General features: G+C 61.1%; 12 protein-coding genes. 2 read left to right on the forward strand and 10 right to left on the reverse strand.

Annotated elements, in window-relative coordinates; translation table 11 throughout:
* Positions 1-34: 34 nt before the first annotated feature.
* Together AB3X94_RS24630 and AB3X94_RS24635 are read right to left on the reverse strand one after the other, a co-directional pair.
* On the reverse strand, positions 35-1258 hold the full coding sequence (locus tag AB3X94_RS24630) for an efflux RND transporter periplasmic adaptor subunit (RefSeq protein WP_176106554.1): 1224 nt from the start codon (positions 1256-1258) through the stop codon (positions 35-37).
* A 34-nt stretch (positions 1259-1292) separates the two neighbouring features.
* Positions 1293-2159, reverse strand: a complete 867-nt coding sequence (locus AB3X94_RS24635; protein ID WP_368612990.1) for an alpha/beta hydrolase — start codon at positions 2157-2159, stop codon at positions 1293-1295.
* Between the two features lie 176 nt (positions 2160-2335).
* Here AB3X94_RS24635 and AB3X94_RS24640 point away from each other — a divergent pair, with 176 nt between their 5' ends.
* Positions 2336-3340, forward strand: a complete 1005-nt coding sequence (locus tag AB3X94_RS24640) for a LysR family transcriptional regulator (protein ID WP_176106556.1) — start codon at positions 2336-2338, stop codon at positions 3338-3340.
* A gap of 210 nt (positions 3341-3550) precedes the next feature.
* Complete coding sequence (locus tag AB3X94_RS24645) at positions 3551-3853, forward strand: DUF4148 domain-containing protein (protein WP_368612991.1); 303 nt, start codon at positions 3551-3553, stop codon at positions 3851-3853.
* Positions 3854-4124: 271 nt separating this feature from the next.
* Here AB3X94_RS24645 and AB3X94_RS24650 read toward each other — a convergent pair whose 3' ends face one another.
* From AB3X94_RS24650 to AB3X94_RS24685, 8 genes are all read right to left on the reverse strand, one after another.
* Positions 4125-4790 (reverse strand): DUF799 domain-containing protein, encoded by a 666-nt coding sequence (locus AB3X94_RS24650; protein WP_368612992.1) that lies wholly within the window; start codon positions 4788-4790, stop codon positions 4125-4127.
* Positions 4791-4800: 10 nt separating this feature from the next.
* Positions 4801-5154, reverse strand: coding sequence for a DUF4810 domain-containing protein (locus tag AB3X94_RS24655; protein WP_368613031.1), 354 nt, complete (start codon positions 5152-5154; stop codon positions 4801-4803).
* 86 nt (positions 5155-5240) lie between these two features.
* A complete protein-coding gene (locus tag AB3X94_RS24660) occupies positions 5241-5921 on the reverse strand; it encodes a CsgG/HfaB family protein (protein ID WP_368612993.1) in 681 nt (226 codons plus the stop codon).
* Positions 5922-5979: 58 nt separating this feature from the next.
* Positions 5980-7725 (reverse strand): ShlB/FhaC/HecB family hemolysin secretion/activation protein, encoded by a 1746-nt coding sequence (locus AB3X94_RS24665; protein WP_368612994.1) that lies wholly within the window; start codon positions 7723-7725, stop codon positions 5980-5982.
* The gene (locus tag AB3X94_RS24670) at positions 7722-8498 is read right to left on the reverse strand and encodes a bifunctional 2-polyprenyl-6-hydroxyphenol methylase/3-demethylubiquinol 3-O-methyltransferase UbiG (protein WP_176106561.1); all 777 of its coding nucleotides are present in this window, start codon (positions 8496-8498) and stop codon (positions 7722-7724) included. Before AB3X94_RS24670 ends, AB3X94_RS24665 begins: the two co-directional genes overlap by 4 nt.
* Before the next feature lie 236 nt (positions 8499-8734).
* Complete coding sequence (locus tag AB3X94_RS24675) at positions 8735-8980, reverse strand: hypothetical protein (RefSeq protein ID WP_368612995.1); 246 nt, start codon at positions 8978-8980, stop codon at positions 8735-8737.
* Between the two features lie 52 nt (positions 8981-9032).
* Positions 9033-9314, reverse strand: a complete 282-nt coding sequence (locus AB3X94_RS24680) for a hypothetical protein (protein WP_176106563.1) — start codon at positions 9312-9314, stop codon at positions 9033-9035.
* Complete coding sequence (locus AB3X94_RS24685) at positions 9311-17953, reverse strand: hemagglutinin repeat-containing protein (protein WP_368612996.1); 8643 nt, start codon at positions 17951-17953, stop codon at positions 9311-9313. The genes AB3X94_RS24680 and AB3X94_RS24685 overlap by 4 nt, the downstream gene beginning before the upstream one ends.
* Positions 17954-18288: the final 335 nt, after the last annotated feature.

The raw sequence follows: 18288 nt of genomic DNA on the forward strand, positions 1-18288 counted from the left end.
TTAACTTTGGAACATGCGGGTTGGAACACGCGGCTCACGAATTGCCTTTCGCGCCGGTGTCCGCCGCCTTGCCGTGCGACTGTGCGAGCGCGGCGCTGTTCGGGTCATCGTCGGTCGTCATCGGCACCATGTGCGCGCGCACCGCGTCGCCGGGGCGCACACGCTGAACGCCGTTGACGACGATGCGGTCGCCCGCCTTCAAACCGTCCTTGACGACGCGCAGATTGCCCTGCATCGAACCCGTCGTGATCTCGCGATAAATCACGTGGTTGCCCTGATCGACGACCAGCACGAACTTCTTGTCCTGGTCGGTGCCGACCGCGGCATCGTCGATCAGTAGCGCCGGATGCGGGGCGCTACCGCCCACCTTGACGCGCGCGTAGAGGCCCGGAATCAGCGCCCCGTCCGCGTTGTCGAACTTCGCGCGCACGCGGATCGTGCCCGACGACGTGTCGAGCCGGTTGTCGACCGACTCGATCGTGCCGCTGCGCGAATAGCCGGATTCATCGGCGAGACCGAGTTCCACCGGCACCTTGCCGCCGTCCTTCGCGCGGCTCAGGTATTGCAGATAGGTCTGTTCGTCCGCGTCGAACGATGCGTAGATCGGCGACACCGACACAAGCGTGGTCAGCGGCGCCGAGCTGGCGCCGGCCGACACGACGTTGCCGACCGTGATCTCCGCGCGCGACACGCGGCCCGATACCGGCGCGACGATCTTCGTGTAGCCGAGATTGATGCGCGCCGTTTCGAGCGCGGCTTGCGCGGCCTTCAGGTTCGCGCTCGCCTCGCGCGCGGCGTTCTGCTTCTCGTCGTAGTCGCGCTTGGCGATCGCGTTGTCGACGATCAGCCGTTGCGCGCGTTCCCAGTCGCTCTGCGTGTAACCGGTACGCGCCTGCGCAGCCGCGAGCTGGGCTTCCGCGCGATCGACTTCGGCCGCGTACGGACGCGGATCGATAACGAACAGCGTGTCGCCCTGCTTGACCAGCGCGCCGTCCTTGAAATTGACCGACACGATCGTCCCTGGCACCTGCGAACGCACGTCCACTTTCTGGACGGCTTCGAGACGGCCCGAATAGGATTGCCAGTCGGTGATCGTCTTCTGCACGACGGTCGCCACGTCGACTTCCGGCACGATGGTCGGCGCGGCCGGCGAGCTTGCATCCACGCGGATCGCGCCGAACGTGCCGAGCCCGGCAAGAACGACGACCACTAGCGCGGCAAGCGCCACGCGGCGGCGGGAAAGAGGAAGGATAGTCATGTGTAGCTCCCGGTATCGTTGATTGAATTTCTGTTTATCGATGAGCGCGCGCATCGAAGCGCCACTGGAAAAAGCGCACCGCTTCCTGCAAAGCGGGCGGATGATCGGCGAGCGCCGCGTGCGACACGCTCGGAAAGCGCACCACTTGGGTCTGCACGCCCGCGTCGATCAGATTGCTTGCATACTTTTCTGCCTCGACGTGCAGCACGTCGTTCTGCGCGGTGGCGATCAGCGTGGCCGGCAAGCCGGCGAGCCGCGACGATTCGAGCGGCGCCGCATACGGATGCATGCGCTGCGACGCTTGCGGCAAATACGCGCGATAACACGCGGCGCACTCGCGCGCGGTGATGTCCGAACCGAGCCGCTTCTCGTCGCCAAGCCGCGTCAGGCTCGGGTCGAGCATCGGACCGAACAGCGCCTGCGCGCTGATCTGCACGTCGCCACGATCGCGCGCGATGAACGCGAGACAATTGGCGAGTTGGCCGCCCGCGTCATGGCCCGCCACACCGATCTTTCTGCTATTGCCACCAAACGCTCGCGCCCGCGTCTGCACCCACAGCGCCGCGCGATGCGCATCTTCCGGCGCGGCTGGAAACGGAAACCGCGGCGCGAGCGAATAGCCCACCGACACCACGAGCGCCGGTAAGTGTTCTGCGAAATACCGCGCGGCGAAGTCCGCGCAATCGATCGAACCCTTCGTAAAGCCGCCGCCGTGAAAATAAAGCAATACTGGCAATGCGGTTTTTTTCGTCAGCCGATACAGGCGTAACGTAATGGGCTGAGCGTACCCATCGATACCCACGTCGGTGACTTCAAGTGTTGCGTCATTGGCCTCAGCGTCAGTGTCTTCGGCGGAAACGCCGATGGAAACGGACGGGTACGGCGATTTGAATGCATCCATGTCGAGCCGCGCAAAATGCGCATAGAACTTCAATGGTGCGAATTGTGGGTTCAGCAGACTCGCAAATAAATGCCTATAATCCGGCAACACAATTCGGTGCCTTTGAACAATCCGGTTGCGATTGTTTTTGCGGACTCCATTCCCGCCTGCGCACCTGCCCCTACTGGAGGTTTGCAATGGACCGGCTTCAGGCCATGCAAGTGTTCACACGTGTCGTCGACACCAACAGCTTTACCCGCGCAGCGGAGACGCTCGACCTGCCGCGCGCATCGGTTACTACGATTATTCAGAACCTCGAAGCGTTTCTCGGCACGCGGCTGATGCACCGGACCACCCGCCGTCTGTCGCTGACGCCCGATGGCGCCGCGTACTACGAGCGCTGCGTGCGCATCCTCGCTGACGTCGAAGAGACCGAGGCGAGTTTCCAGAGCGGCAACAAGAAGCCGCACGGCAAGCTGCGCATCGACATGCCGGGCTCGATTGGCCGTCTGCTCGTGATTCCAGCGTTGTGCGAATTCCACACGCGCTATCCGGACATCGATCTGCAACTGGGCCTGACCGACCGGCCCGTCGATCTGCTGCAGGAAGGCGTCGATTGCGTGGTACGCGTCGGCGCGCTGCAGGATTCGTCACTGGTCGCACGCCGCATCGGTCTGTTCGAGGGCGTGACGTGCGCGGCACCCGACTACATCAAGCGCGCGGGGATTCCCACTTCGCTCGAAGATCTCGAAAATCACAAAGCCGTCAATTACTTCTCGAGCCGCACGGGACGCACGCTCGATTGGGCGTTCCTGGTGAACGGCGACGAGGTGGAGGTGAAGATGAAGAGCATCGTGTCGGTCAACGACGCCGATGCTTACGTGACCTGCGGACTCGAAGGCTTCGGCCTGATTCAGCCGGCGCTCTTCATGGTGCTGCCACATCTCCGCTCGGGCCAGCTCGTCGAAGTACTGCCGGAACTGAAACCTTTGCCGATGCCGATTTCGGCAGTCTATCCGCACAGTCGTCATCTGTCGCCGAAAGTCCGCGTTTTCGTAGACTGGATTGCAGAGCTGTTCGATCGGTGCCCATTGCTCAGCGGACGCGGCAGTCTCGACGCCACCTGCACGAAGCGCACGTTCGAGCAGCGCGAGTCTGCGCCGGCGCTCGACACGCCGGTGATGTCCGAATGGGTCGCCTGAAGTACGTTAATTGAAACAGTGAATTCCAGCCGCGGCGCCAATGCCGCGGCAAGCGTGCAATTGCACTGCTTCTGCAAGGCTCGCTCGCGATTGTTCCTGAATCGCGACAATTCATTTCGCAAAACCGCGATTTATCCGCAACACGTCAACGTCTACATTTCACCCTGTCGCAGCGCAATCACGCTGCCAATGAATCGACAGGAGTGAATCATGAAACGTAATCTGTTGGCAGGCCTCGCCCTGTCGCTGCTCGTCAGCGTTCCGGCATTTGCGGAAGGCGGCGGTATCGGCCGTGCAGGAACCTATGACACGCAACCGGCGCCGAGCGCGAGCACGAAAACGCGCGCCGAGGTCAAGGCCGAACTGGTCGCCGCGTATCGCGACGGCTCGCTGCCCTCGTTGAATCGCACGTCGTATCCGAACAAAGGCCTGATCGGCCAGACGCAGGCCGCGCGCATCGCGTTGCAGGAAGGGACCAACGGCGAAGTGACCCGCGTCGCGAAGGGCCAGTAACGAGTTGGCAGAGGTTGATTCGGAAACCGGCGCGCCTGCCGCACTAGAAGCGCGCGCCTCTTCATCAAGGAGCACATCATGACACCATCGGAACTCGATAACTGGGATACCGATACGCCGGTGTGGACGCCGTATCGCCCGGTACAGCATTGAGTGTTGGCTTTCTGTCGTTCACGGCACTCGCCGCTATGCGCCCGCGAAGTGGCTTCGCGGGCGCATTTGCATTGAAGCGATCGAAAGCGCAAGCCGTTTTTTGCTGACCTGGGAGCGTTCAATCGGTGCCGTATTTGGGTGACCGTGGCCCGTACAACAGTCCGTTCGGCGGCCCGGCATGCAGAAGCCGATAGCTCGTCACGCCGGCGATATCGTGTCCCCTGTCCGTCAGCGAATTCGCAATCTGCTTGATCGCTGCCGTCGCCAGCATGCCGATCAGACCACCGCCGACATAGTTGTCGCCCTCGTTGCTGTTGGCGCTCGCACTACCCTGCCATAGCACGTCACCGGTCTTGAGATCGACTAGTTTGGCGGATGCCGTGACGACTGTCGCACTGTCGAGTACGTGATATACGGTGCCGTACTGCGTGATCTTCGAATACAGGGCCGCGTCGGCACCGAAGATTTCGCGCAGCTTCGCGGGCGAGGTCGCTTCGATCTCCGTCGCGATCGTCAGGCCGTTCTGCCTGAATGTTTCGTCCATCACCGCCACCGGTACCACGTAGTAGCCGGATTCGCCAAGCGGCATCGTCATCTGCGAGAGCATGCTGTTGGTCGCCTGAACATCAGTCGTTTCGTTGATCGGCGGCAGCACGAGGATCGAGCGTGGCCGACTGTTCCTGAAGTCCGTGTAGTCGGCGTGCTTAGCTGGTTGCGCGCACGCGGCCAGCAGTGCGACAGTCGACAGAGCAAACCAGAGTTTGAGGGAAAGGATCTTGGACATGGTGACTCGCTCAGGGCTGTTTCGGTTTCTTCATCAGGAAGTCCATGTAGGTCGAGGATTCCGGAAACAGCTGCTTCTCGGACTCGAATCCCTGCATGGCCTGGGTGTCGTTGCCGACACTCGCGTACAGCATGCCCAGTTGCGCATGAAATCCGGGCGGCGGCGTGTGCCCGTTGCCCCGGATATCCTGGAGGGACTTTTCGAGCGCCTCGATCTGCTCCTGCGGTGCCTTTTCACCCTTGAGATAGTCGTACACGGCCGGCTGGTAGCCGGTCCACTGGTAAAGCGGCGGGGGGCTGTTGGCCGCGCATCCCGAGAGGAGTACGGCTGCCATTACTACTGGCAAATAGATTCTCCGCATCATGCGGTTATGTTTCATCGTGAATCGCGTCATCATGTTGATTGCTGGTGCGGTTGGACGTGGATCGAACGCAATAGACCAGCACGCATTTACTGTGCGGCCCTGAGCGTGCCTGCATCGACCTGCTCGACGAGGTGATTGACGGCCTCCTGGATCGCCAGATCGAGCACCTTGCCGTTCAGTGTGGAGTCGTAGCTGGCGGTGCCGCCGAAGCCGATGACTTCACGGTTCGAAAGGCCGAACTCACCCGCGCCCTGGCTCGACGCCACGACTTCGGATGTCGTCGTATCGACGACGTTCAGGCTGACCTTTGCATAGGCCACCTGACTCTTGCCGCGGCCGAGGATGCCAAATAGCTGCCGGTCGCCAACCTCCTTACGACCGAATTCCGTGACGTCCCCCGTGACGACGAAGCGCGCACCCTTGATCGACTGGGCCTTTTTGAGGAAGCTCGCTTCCTGGCGGATTTCGTCGAGGTTGTCGCGATCGAGCACATTGAAGCGGGCGCTCTGCTGGAGAGACGTGATTAGAATGGTTTTGGCCTGACCACCGAGACGGTCAACGCCGTCCGAGAAGATCCCGCGCATATAGCTCGAGCGGTTGTCGAACTTGCCCACTGAAATGCCGATGGGTTGGCCCACGGCCGGTTTCTGGGCGCTGGCGACGGGCGGTACCGGCAGTGAGCGCGACGACTCCGTTGCACAGCCGCCCAGCGCCACGACGACGGCAACAGCCACGGTTCCAAGCGCATATGTTTTTGATGACTTCATGTTGTTTTTCCTCTTTGTTGAAACGACAGAAACCCCGATAGCGTCGGCGGGGAAAATTTCAGAATTGCGCGGTTACCTGGAAGCCCAATGCGACGCGTGCGGCATCGAATCCGGCCGGCTTGTAGATCGGCGTGCCCGCGAACACGTCATAGCTGTATGCGCCGAAACGCGACGGTACGGAGCCTTTCACGCCGATGGCCGCCCCCGCGAGTTGCGTGCCCGCGAGGTTCGCTGCCGACGGTCCCCATAGGTGGCCGTAGTCGAGACCCCCATACAGCACTTGTCCCGTCTGCCCAAGCGGATACTGAAGTTCATTACGCCAGTAAAAGCCCTTTTCCGCCGCGAGCATCGTCTGGCCACTGAAACCGCGCACCGTGTAGCGGCTGCCGATCGTCAGGTCGTCGATGTAGTTCAACTCGTCATTGGTGAATTGCCCGTGTACGGTTCCCACGTAGCGCAGCGACTGGCCTGCCGCCTGGAACGGCACTGAGAGATTGGCGTCGAGCGTCGCCATGTGGAAGCGGTAGGTTGGGCCGCCCGGCGTGTCGGACTGTGCGCCGAACCCGCCGGTACCTTGGCGGTAGGCCAGTGTTCCATCGAACTGCGCCGCGCCGAAGTAATGCCGGTTAGTGAACCCCACCTCGATGAAGGTGTTGTCGCGCTGCTGCTGCGGAATTTCGGTGCCCTCGATAAAGCTAGCCCCGAAGCGCTTGATCAGCTGGAATTCGACTCCCGACACATCGTTCTGGCTGCGGTGAAAGACGCGTTCGAGCTTTAGACCGGCCGTCTGCGCATTGCCGCTTGCCACGAACGTGCCGTTGACCGCCGCGATCTGCTGGTAGTAGGTGTTCGTGTAGCCATACAGCGTGCCGGTCCAGTAGCCCCACGGCACCGAATACGAAGCGTTCCAGCCGTGTGTACCGAGGTCGTGATTGCCGAACTGCAAGTCCTGGTTGTAACCGGCCGAGAGAATGTCGTTCAGGCCGAGCAGGTTATATAGTCCAAGCCTCACATTGCCGATATATCGGCCCGATTCGTTCGTGCCTGAGTTGCCGGCCGACAGGGCGAGCGACCATGGCTTTGAACGCTTGACAGTAATTGCCACGTCGCTTTCTGCGGGCGCGTCGCCGGGGACGATCTGCATGGTCGTGTCCTGATTGGGCACGCGCTTCATCTGCTCGAGTCCCTGTTCGAGATCACGAAGCTGGAGCACGTCGCCGTCGCGCGCGGGGAAGGCTGTCTTCCAGGTGCCGCGTGTGGACTCGTCGGCGAACTTAAGCTGACGGACGACGCCGGGGACGAGGGCGAGTCTTAGCGTGCCCGTTGAAAGATCCTGCGTTGGCAGCATCACGCGCGTGGTGATGTAGCCGCGGCTCAGGATCTCTGCCTGCAGGCCCTTTGTGAGCACGTCGAGCCCTTTCTGGCCGACGCATTGGCGCTGGTAGTGATCGAGCCATTCGCGCGCGAACGCGAAGCGGTCCTGCGGTAGCGCGGATGCGCCTTGCGAGCGGACTGATTCCGGCAGGGTGGACGGCACGCCGAGCGCGAACTTATCGATGCGGAAACAGGGCGTTTCGGCTGGCAGTTCAGGCCAAGCTTCGTTCACAGGTACCGTTGACCGCACGACCGGTGCGGCGACAGTTGCCGCTCGCTGCCCGGCGTCGTGCTGCTGCTGGACTTGTTGCTGCTGTTCGGCGTTCGCACGGCCCGCGGCCGCCTGTTCGGCGGAGATAGGCGTCTGCGCCGCCGCGTCAAAGGCCACTACGGATGCGAAGAACAGCAGGGAATTTGTGCGCAGGGTCATTGGGAGGTGCGCAAGATTGGCTCGTCTATGCTGCCGCAACGCAATGGCGCTGCGTCCGTCCGGATAGCCGGTCCTCGCAGGTCGTGGCTCGTTTTGCGAAACGCGGCGATGAGGGATCGACCGGTGAAGACCCTGAGGTTGAAGTACGCCGGATGCGCCTCTTTGCGCTCGAAGAATCGCGAGTGCAGTCGCCGGTGGATGTGTGCGGCGCTCCAGCGCGCGAACGGATAAAGAACGACCGCCAGCGGACACACGACGACCGCCTTCTTGACCCGGTCCGCGGTAGCAAAGACTAGCCCCGCTCCGCGCGCTGCCATCACATAGCCAAGGGTGTAAACGTCGATGGGTGATATATGGCCCTTGTCGAAGGTCGATCTTTCATCGCCGATCAATTGCGCCGAGGGCTTGAATTGATAGAAGTACCCGCACATCAACAGAACGATGCGGGACCACAGGCACGAAACATTTGGGGTGCTGATATAGATCAGGCCGCCGGCTTTTGTCACACGTACCAGCTCGGAAAGCAGTTGCCGCTGCCGAAGCACGTGCTCGATGCCTTCCATGCATACCGTGACATCAAATGTTTCACTCGGGAAGGGAAGAGGTTCCTCCATGTTGACCTTCACGAACTCGGGGTACGCCTCGTTCAGGTCTGCACAGGTGACGTCGTATCCGAGAACGCGCAGGTGCTCCCCAAACAGGCCGTTTCCCGCAGGTAGGTCGAGAATGCTCGAGCCTGGCGCAGCGCGCTTCACGATATCGTCGTGAATCATGCGCATGTACGCCGTGTACCCTGACACGTGGCTGAAACGTGGTCTACTCATTTGTGGTTTACTCATTGTTGATTGTGCATGGAGGTACAACCCGCAAAACCGTCCATCGATAAAATCATGCGCTCTCGCATGCACCTCCCCAAAAAACAAAGGGCGGCTTCTGGGCGTGGACTACGAAAGAAAGGGAAGACGCTATGTAACCGGCAACGGCACGACATACGCATAAACTGCATTGATTATTTGAACGCCGAAGAAATTTTTAAGTTAATTTCGCCACTATTTTCATTAGCAGCGCCCAAACAATTGATCGTGATCGTGTCGAGTCCCGCATTGCCCCGTGTAGTGGTCGAGCCATTTGCGCGCGAACGTATCAATGCCGTGCAGCTGCTGTGTTGTCCGCTGGCGGCGGCGTTTGCTGTGCGAAGGAGAGCGATGCCACGGCCGTAAGTGGGGACACCACCAGCCTCTTTTTTGATTTTCATAGCCATTTCGAATCTTATTCTTTGAACGCGCCACGAATGTGCGTCCATTATCTCAGGCCTCGCTGTCCCGCTTGAACCATGGACCAAATTTTTTGGGATCGTCACTCAGCATCCCGGCCTTGCGAAGATGGTTTGGCAGATATCGGATGAAGACAGTCAAGATAACCACGAAGGATGGGATCCCAATACCAAATACAGAAAAATTGTCACTCAAACCAATTAATTTTCTGCATATGCCGACCACGATAACGGCGTAAAATCCGGCCGCCGCAACCGAAATCCCACCAACAGCACCCACTATTTGGCTAACTGCATACAGACGCTTCCAGTTCACTTGTCGCCCCCGCTATTACGGATGTCGTTTATAAGGGCCAATCCTTTCATCCCTACACCAAATAGCAAGACGCCTTGATTTGTTCCGTATGGCGTTGCCCGATCGATGAACGGAATCAACTTATTGTTGCTAATTTGTGGCACCGTCACGTCAAACATCGAATTTGGGCGCCGCAAGCCATCTGACGTGCCCATCTTGAGGGGGACAGGAGCATATAGAGCAGCAATTGCGGCGGCAAGACTTAATCCGTTATATGCGACGTTTCCCCACCCCGAGGGCAACACCTCATTGAACCCGTAACGTAATGGATTCACACTTGGCGCATTGATACCGTTGTATCGGTTGTACAGTCCATCCGCGCCTTCGGCCATATCACTCAAACCGACCGACGCCATAGGCACACCGGCTGCACACCCGAGCGCCGTCGTGCAAAGTCCGACCCCTGTTTTGGCTGTCACGCCACCCAACACCAGTTTCGCCCCATCCTTCGCGACACCGACTGGATCACTATGAACCGCGTCGCCAATTTTTTGCGTCGGCGTATAGACGAACAATCCCGCCTCCTGCTGACGGTTCACCCACTGAATCTCCGGACCAAGCTGAGACGCCTCAAGCTGACTCACATAGTTCGCGTTGTACTCCTCACTTCCCGGTGCGTACTCCGCCCAGCACTTCAAGGCATAGCACGCCGCACGCGTGAGCCTGTCCTCTTCGGCCTTGTCTCCATTGACCTGCTTCGCGATAGCGGTCTTTTCCTCCGGATGCAACTGCCGATTGAAACGATCTACGTTGTAACCCGAGAATGCCCCCGATTCGCCGCCGACGGCACCGCCAGCCCCCGTGGCGATCGCATTCGCGACAATGTTGCCAAGCGCTTCGTTCATGCTGGCGTTACCGGTCGGGTCCGCGCCCGCAATCGCACTGCTCAGTTCGTTCAGCTTGCCTCCGGCGATCGACGCGACCGCCGCGCCCGCCGCACCACCCACGGCATTCCCGCCCGCCAGGCCCGTCACCAGCGCCGCGCCCGCACCCTGAATCAGCGCACGGCTTGCCCCGCCTTCCTTCCAGGCATCCATCCCCGCCTGGTCGCCCGCGTCCTTTGCTTCCTTGTACTTCGAATCAGCGTAATCGCCGATCCGGCGCGACACCGCCTCGCCTGCCGCACTCGCCGCCGACATCATGTCCGCCTGCCGGTCCAGCATGTTCTGCATGTCCAGTAGCTTCGCCACCGTGCCGTTCGTATCCGTCGTGTCGCGGTTCAGGCTCGCCAGATCCTGCTGCTGGTTCGCCGGATCAGTCACCGTGATCGTGCCCGCGCTGACGCCGCTCTTCGTCGTCGCGCTGTCGTTGCTGCTGTCGTGCTGACCCAGCATCGGCGAAGCACCACCGGTATTCTTGCCCGACGTATTGCCGTGCGTGCTGTAGTTCGCACCGCCGTCTCCCGTCGTCACACCCGCGCTGAAGCCGCTCGATTTCACGTCGTAGTTGGACTGGTTCTGGATGTCCGAGAAAGACAGCGAACCCGTCGTCAGCGAATTCTTCGACGCATCCGCGTCGCTCGCGATCAGCCCACCTTTCAGGTCCGTGTTGCCCTTGACGTTGATGCTGAAACCACCGTCTCCCGCCTGAATTCCAGCCTGTTCGTTGACACCCGCGTAGCTGCCCGTCGCGTCACCCCTGCTCTGGCTGAAGCTGCCACTGGCACCGCCCAGGCTCGCACTGAAGCCGCCGCCCGCACTCGACTGATGCGCCGAGCTCACCAGCGTATCCTGCACACTCGCGATGTTCAGATTGCCGCCCACATCGGCGCTCACCTGATTGCCACTCACGTTCGAGCCAATGATGTTCGTATCTCCGCCCGAGATGATCGTCACGGTATTCGACGCGATCACACGGCTGTTGTTCTGCGTTGCCAGATCGCTATTGCCGTCGCCATTCGCCTTCGACATCGCCGCCGAGACGCCGAATCCGCCCGTGCCGTACGAAATCCCCACGCTCGCGCTCTGCGACTCGTTCGAACTGCGCGTCGAATCCGTATCCGTGGTATTGACGATATTGACCTGATTGTTCGCCGCCAGAATCACGTCGCTGGCATTGACGTTCGAACCAGCAATCGTCACATTACCGCTGCCGGGCGTGGCGTCACCAGTTGCCGCAAACACCACCGTGCCGCCCGCGTTCACGCTTGACCCTACGTTTGTCGTGGAGCCCTCTGAGTACGTGCTTTTCGAGCTACTGGAGCCGAAACTGAGTTCGACCTTCATCTGGGGCGTCGTGCCCGCCGCAAGATCGTTGACCAGCCCGCCTGCGGCCATGTTCGCGTCCCACGCCGCGCTCGCTGCCGCCATGCCGTGCAATGCCGCCGCACGATCATCCTTGCTGTTGCTGGCCGCGTGTGCCTGGCCAGCCGCATTCGATATCGCATCAAGCACCGGCGCTTTCACGGCAAGGGTGAACCCGCTCTGTTTGACCGCATGCGATTCGTCATGGTGCGTGGTGTCGGTGGCCGCGTCGATGATGACGTTCGCGCCATTGCCCGTGACGTTCTGCGCTGCGATGAGGTCGCTGCCGGTCACATGCAGATCATTGCCCGCGACGATGTTCAGATTGCCCGCGAGCGAGCCGACGGTGCTGCCCGTGTTCGTTACCTGCGACGTATTGGTGGTATCGGTCTGCGTCTTGCTGCCGACCGATATGCCGATACCGCCGCTCGTACCGAACCCCGACTCATGTTTCTGATAGTACGTGGACGTAGTCTCTGAATCCTGTGATGTCGTAATGTTGACGTTACCAGCAGCTGTCAGATTCACGTCATTCGTGCCCGCCACCGTCGAGCCTTTCACAGTCAGGTCCTTGCCCGCGCTGATGCTGACTGAGTCCCCTGCAACCGTACTTCCCACGCCGATATTCGCATGCGTGCCCTGGGTCGTGTCGGAGGTGGAGCTATGGAACGCACTACCGCGCTTCGACCCGGTTGCTACATAGGAATCGTGTTCCTCGCGGGCTTCGTTGACATTCACGTCGCCGCTTGCCGCGATGATTGCTGCACCGGTACCCGCTGTGAGTGTCGAACCGGTGAGCGTCACATTGCCCTTGCTGGTGTCCGTGCCGGCCGCCGCGAGTATCGCATTGCCGCCTGCCGAAAAGGTCGTGCCAACTGCCTGCTCGTCGTAGATGCGATCGACTTCCTTGCGCGAACTGTCGTCAGTCGCGACGTTATTAAAGGTCGCGGTGTTCGTGACCGTTGTCGCCGTCAGGTTGCCGCCGGCCACCGCTGCTAGGTCGCCGCCTGCCGTGACCGTCGTGCCCTTGAACGTCATGTCATTGCCGCTCTGCATCGCGAGGTCGCCACCGGCCGATATCGCGCTCGTCTGGTTCGTTGTGCCGCTCGCCTCCCAATGATGCTGGTCATTCAGCGTCACCGATTGCGTGGTCGTGGACTGCACGGTGTCAACATCAATGTCGTGACCAGCGCTGATCGACGCGTCACCGCCCGCGTTGATGTTCCCGCCGTGCACGGTCAGATCATTGCCTGCGGCAATGACCATGTCGCCGGTCGAGGCGATGGAGCCCAGCGCGCCGAGCAGCGTCTGGCCGACCTTGCTGTCACCGGCGGCCGAACTGATTCCAGTCGCGTCGACCAGCGTCGTATTGATGATGTTGTTGGCCGCCAGCACCGCGACGCGGTTGCCGCTGATCAGACCCGATGCATTGACCACGTCGCTGGTTGCCGACACGACCGTCGTGCCATCCGTGCCGCTACTCGTAATCGTGCCCGCCCGGTTCACGATATTGGTGCCCGTGACGACCGTCTGCGTACCACCCCTGATCGTGCCGCTGTTGTTCACGCTGCCCGTCGCGTGCAATTCAACATCGTCAGCGGCAATGAGCGCGCCCGTAGGCTGCAGATCGTTGGCGTGCGTCTGCGCCAGATAGACCTGCGGAACCAGCACCGATTGCGTCGTGCCATCCGGCAGCGTGACTGTCTGGCTGACCAACCACACGATATCGCTCGTCAACGCATCCATCTGTGCCGCGCTCAGCGCGACGCCAACGGCCAGGCCAAACTGCTGCGCGACATTCACGCCCGCCGTCATCAGCGCCGTGTATTCGTCGAGGTTGCTGCTGTAGCCTTGCAGGTAGACGCGACCGGTGAGTTGCGTAATCTGGTTTTGTACCAGCTGTGCCTCGTACAGTCCGTCGCCGAGGCGCTTTTCCACACTTTGAGGATTCAGGCCCAATGCGCCAAGCATGTAGTCGCTGCTGATGAACTTCGTGTAGCTCGTAAAGCGCGAATCGGTCTCGACGAGGTAGGGTGCGTTCGGTGCAGTACGTAGCGAATACAGGCCGCTCGTCGGCAGCGTGACATGGAGCGACCCGGAACTGTCCGCGACCGTCTGCGGCGCGTTCGCTTTCTGGCCCGTCAGCACCTGGTTGGCGCCGAGCGTGCCGCCCGTCGCTCCGGTTGCGGAGTTCGCCGCAGCAACGTTGGTATTGTTGATGTCCGTGCCACTGATAACCACCGCCCTGTTCGCGATGATCGTGCCGCCCGTTCCGCCGATCGCCACCGGCGCGAGCACGACCGACGGTTCCACCACCTGACCCACGTCCTGCGTGATGTTCTCGTTCCATGCGTAGGTCGATACGATGTCCTGGCGCTGGTACTGGTACAGCGTCTGCCCGGTGTTGTTCACCTGGGTGCCGCCGTAGTTGCCGCTGCCCGACGGATCGAGCGAGCCGTCCTGCGTGGTACTGCCAATCTGGATCGAGCCACCCGCCGCAATCGCGCTGTAGTTGTTGTTCAGCGTGCCGATGTTCGCGAGCGTCATGTCACCGCCCGCAAGCAGCTGACCCTGCTGTGCCTGCGCGCCCGTTACCTGATCCTGCTGCGTTGTGGTCGTCGTATCGCGTGCATACTCGACGCGCTGGTAGCCCTTGTGTCCGTCGCTGCGGGTTGCGTACTCGGTTGACGGCAGGTAGTTGATATTCGGGTTGTAGTCGTCCCAGTAGTTGACGGTGATCGTGCCGTCGCCGTTGGTCGTGATCGAGTTGTACCAGATCGTCTGCTGCGTGCCATTGACGTTCACAACGAGCACATTGTCCGTCGGATTGGGGCCCGCCGTTTGTGAAATGATCTGCGAAGCGGAGAACGTCGTGTCGATCGGCGCAATGTAGCCGTTATCCCACATCGACTGCGAGCAGTAACCGCTCACGGCATTGCCTGTTGCACAGGCCATGTATTTGCCGCGCTTGGTCTGGTGGACCGTCTCGACGTCGGTCGTCACGGTCTGAACCGTCGGCGCGGGCCGCGAGTTGGTCAGCGTCTGTGCGGCGATTTGGAGGTTGCCCTGTGCCTGGATCGTCGACTGGTCGTTCGTGACCGTGTTCGAGCGGTTGGACAGCAGGCCGTTTGCGTCGCGCGTGCCATCCGCTGCGAGGTTCACGTCTGCGAGGCTGAAGACGTTCGCGCCGCCTGTGTTCGATATATCGCCGGGCGAATAGAGGTTCACTTGCGCCGCCGCGGCAATGATCGCGGCGGCGCCGGTATTCGCGATGGACTGGCTGCCGGTCAGCGTCACCGTATTGCCGATGATGGTCGCCGTATTGGTCAGCGTCGCGCTGTTCGTCGTGACCGTATCGCCCTCGATGCGGCCTTCGTTGGTGATTGCGTTCGTTGCATTGACGGTCGTGCTGGCCGAGTTCAGGTCTGCGCCCGCCTGGTTGTCGACGTTCGCAGCATTCACCGTCAGCACATTCACCGCGCCCAGCGTGCCCTGGTTTGTGAGCTTGCCCGCGACAGTGAAGCTCAGATTGCGGTTGGCCTGCATCTGGTTGGCAGCATGGTTCACGTAGTCGCCATTGACCGTCACCGCGCCATCCCGACCCGCGATGATCGTGCCGTCGCCCGCCAGCCGGTTCGTCGTGAGCGTCAGGTTCTGATCGCTGCCGATCGCGCCGTTCTGATTCGTGAGGGTGCCGGTCGTGATGACGACGCTGCCACCGCTGCCCTGATCGTTGCCGATCCTGCCCGAGGTGTTGTCCAGCGACGCGGTATCGAGACTGACCACGCCGTTGCCATGGATCGAGCCGTTCACATTGGAAACCGCCGCGCCTGTGCCGTTGAGCGTCAGGTCGTTCGCGCCCGATAGCGTACCGTCCGAATTGTCCACGGACTGCGATTCGTAAACGGTCAGGTTGTTGCCCGCGACGATCTGGCCACCCTGGGTATTCGACAGCGACGCGCCTGAGACCATGACATCGCCGTTCCCGCCGATGACCCCTGCGCCCGCTACGCCGCTCCCATTGCTGTTCCTGATCGATCCCGCGCTGACCGTCGTTGCGCCCATACCGGTATTGGCGATGCGGCCCGAAGAATTGTCGAGCGATGCGCCGGCAATCTCCAGGGTAGCCGACCTGCCGTTCGTGCCGATCTGCCCACCCGCATTGGTGAGCGCACCTTGTGCGGAGACAAATGCATCACCATCCGACTGGATGAGTCCCGCCGCGTTGTTCAGTGTGCCGCCTGACTGCGCGGCCAGCGCGCCGCCCGCGACCAGCGAACCGCCGCCATTGTCGATGCTGCCGCCCGACACCGACACGTCGCCGTTGCCACCAATCAGGCCGCCCGCTGTGTTCGACAGTGCACCCGACGCACTGACGGTAGTCGTACCCGTACCAGCGTTGGAAATGCTGCCACCGTCGTTCGCTACCGTCTGTGCGTTGATGCCTAACGTGTCGTCCGCCTGCACGGTGCCGCCGGCGTTGCTGAACGCCCCGGTGTCCGCAATCGATACGTCGCGGGCGCTGATCTGCCCACCCGCACTGTTGTCCAGCGAGCCAACCCTGAATGCCGCCAACGACTGCGCCGCCAGCGTGCCGCCCCGGTTCGACACCGCTCCTGCCTGCACGTCGAGCGAGCCATTGGTGGCAAGCGTGCCGCCATTGTTCGACAGCGCGCCTGTCTGCACGGACAGCCTTCCGGCGCCCGAACTGGTGATCGTGCCGTCGTCGTTGAGGATCGTGGCAGGGCTCAGCACCAGATCGGCGCTGTTCGTCTGCAATGAGCCGCGGGTGTTGTCAAGCGTGCCGGAGACGGTAACCGTAATCGGCCCCGTGCCGGTCTGCGTGATCGTGCCGCTGCGGTTCGTGAAGTTGCCTGCACGGATCGCAAGTTGCGGCGCGTTGAAGGTGCCGCCGCTGTTGTCGAGCGTGCCTGCCGCATTTGCCGTAATGGACGAGCCTGCGCCGGTGATTGCGTTGACGAGGCTCAGGTTACCGTCCCTCGCTGTCAGCGCGAGCGCCGTACCTGCCCACGTCTGCGCATTGGCCAGATCGAGCGACACGCCGTAAAGCGTCACGGTGCCGGAGGCGGCGTTCTGGCCCGTAGCGGACAGCAGCCCCGCCGAGGTCACCGACAGATTGCCACTGGTGCCCAGACTGCCGTCAGGACTGACGCCCGCGCCGAGCAATCCCGTCGACGCGACGCTGCCCGCCGTCGCCATGAGGTCTTGCTGCGCCGCAAGTGTTCCGGAATTCGTTAGCGCGCCTGTCGCGCCGATCGTGGCATTCCGCTGCCCGTAGATCGTGCCGCTATTCGCGACGCTCGCCGCACTGATGCCGATGCTGCCGCTTGCGTTCATCGTGCCGGACTGCACGAGCTGGCCCGAACTCGTCAGTGTGAGGTCGCCCGCCTGCGCGGCGATCGTGCCTGCATTGGCCACACCGACACCCTTCTCCGTACCGACCAGCGTGATACGGTTCGCGTACATGCCGCCGAGCTGCGCTACGTCGATGGACACGCCCGGCGCGGCTCCGCTTCCAGTGATGGGCGTCGCGTTCAGGCTCGCGTAATCGACGCTGTTCGCACCCGCGAATACGTTCAGCGTATTGGCGTAGATCGCTGCGTTCACCTGCACCGCGCGTGCGATGAGGTCCACCTGATCGATATTCGAGGTGTTCAGACCCGCACCTTGAACCGTGATCGTGCCGCCCGTAACGTTGAACCCGGTTAGGTTGCCACTGCCGTCGATCAGCGGATTGCCGGTCGTGAGGATGCCGCGCGAGGTATTGATGAAACCGCCGCCGTCCACGACCAGCCCCGATGAATTGGCGATCACGACAGCCGCCGCTTTCTGGCCCGCGACCTCGACATAACCGCGCAGCAGCGACGGATTATTGCTATTGACCTGATTGACGATAATTTTCGCGGCGTCGTTCGGCCCGAAATTCGGATTGCCGTTAATCTGCCCCGCCAATTGCGTACCCGTTATAACGGGCGAATTGTTGAGAATCGCGCCATTCTTCTGGACGTCGAACTGTGAATAAGTGTTGAGAGAAACACCCGCACCGGACGGTTTATTGATATTAACCTGCGGCAGGCCGTTTGCCGTGCTGACTACGCCAGGCGCATGGGTACCTGATGGGACAATCTGCGCGTCTGAAAGCGCGGGCGCGAGTCCGCACAGCACCAGCACGGCAAAGGCCGCATGACGCATTGCAAAGAGTGTGACAGACTGTAACGCAACCGATAAGCCGGTTTCACCGCGACTGGAGTTCCCGTGACCGATCGCAGTTTCTGCAACGGCAGTGAGCATACCTCGAAGCGTGCTGAAAACAAGCCGATAACAACGGTTATTCATTGCTTATACCTGTGATGCCCGATGAAGCCCTGCGCAATGCAACGGCATCAAAAGGTTATCAAGGAGAGCAAATGGCGACTACGAGACAATTCTGAGTTATTCTGAATTTGTCGATATTTAACGATCGTAGTTATCCACCGCTTTTTCAGAAAGTCCAACGCTTCATCAAATCCACGCCTTTTGCAGACTTTTCTTAACTGTCGTTCACGTCACTCGCCATTTGCTTTGAAGCGATCGAAAGCGGCCGCGGCCCGCGACGACGCGCTTGCGGTCGTTTCCCTATAATCGAAGGTCTTTCCCTCGCAGCGGGTTTGTGCGCTTCACCATAGGAGAGC

Source organism: Paraburkholderia sp. BR10923 (assembly GCF_040948765.1).
In the GTDB taxonomy this organism is placed as follows: domain Bacteria; phylum Pseudomonadota; class Gammaproteobacteria; order Burkholderiales; family Burkholderiaceae; genus Paraburkholderia; species Paraburkholderia youngii.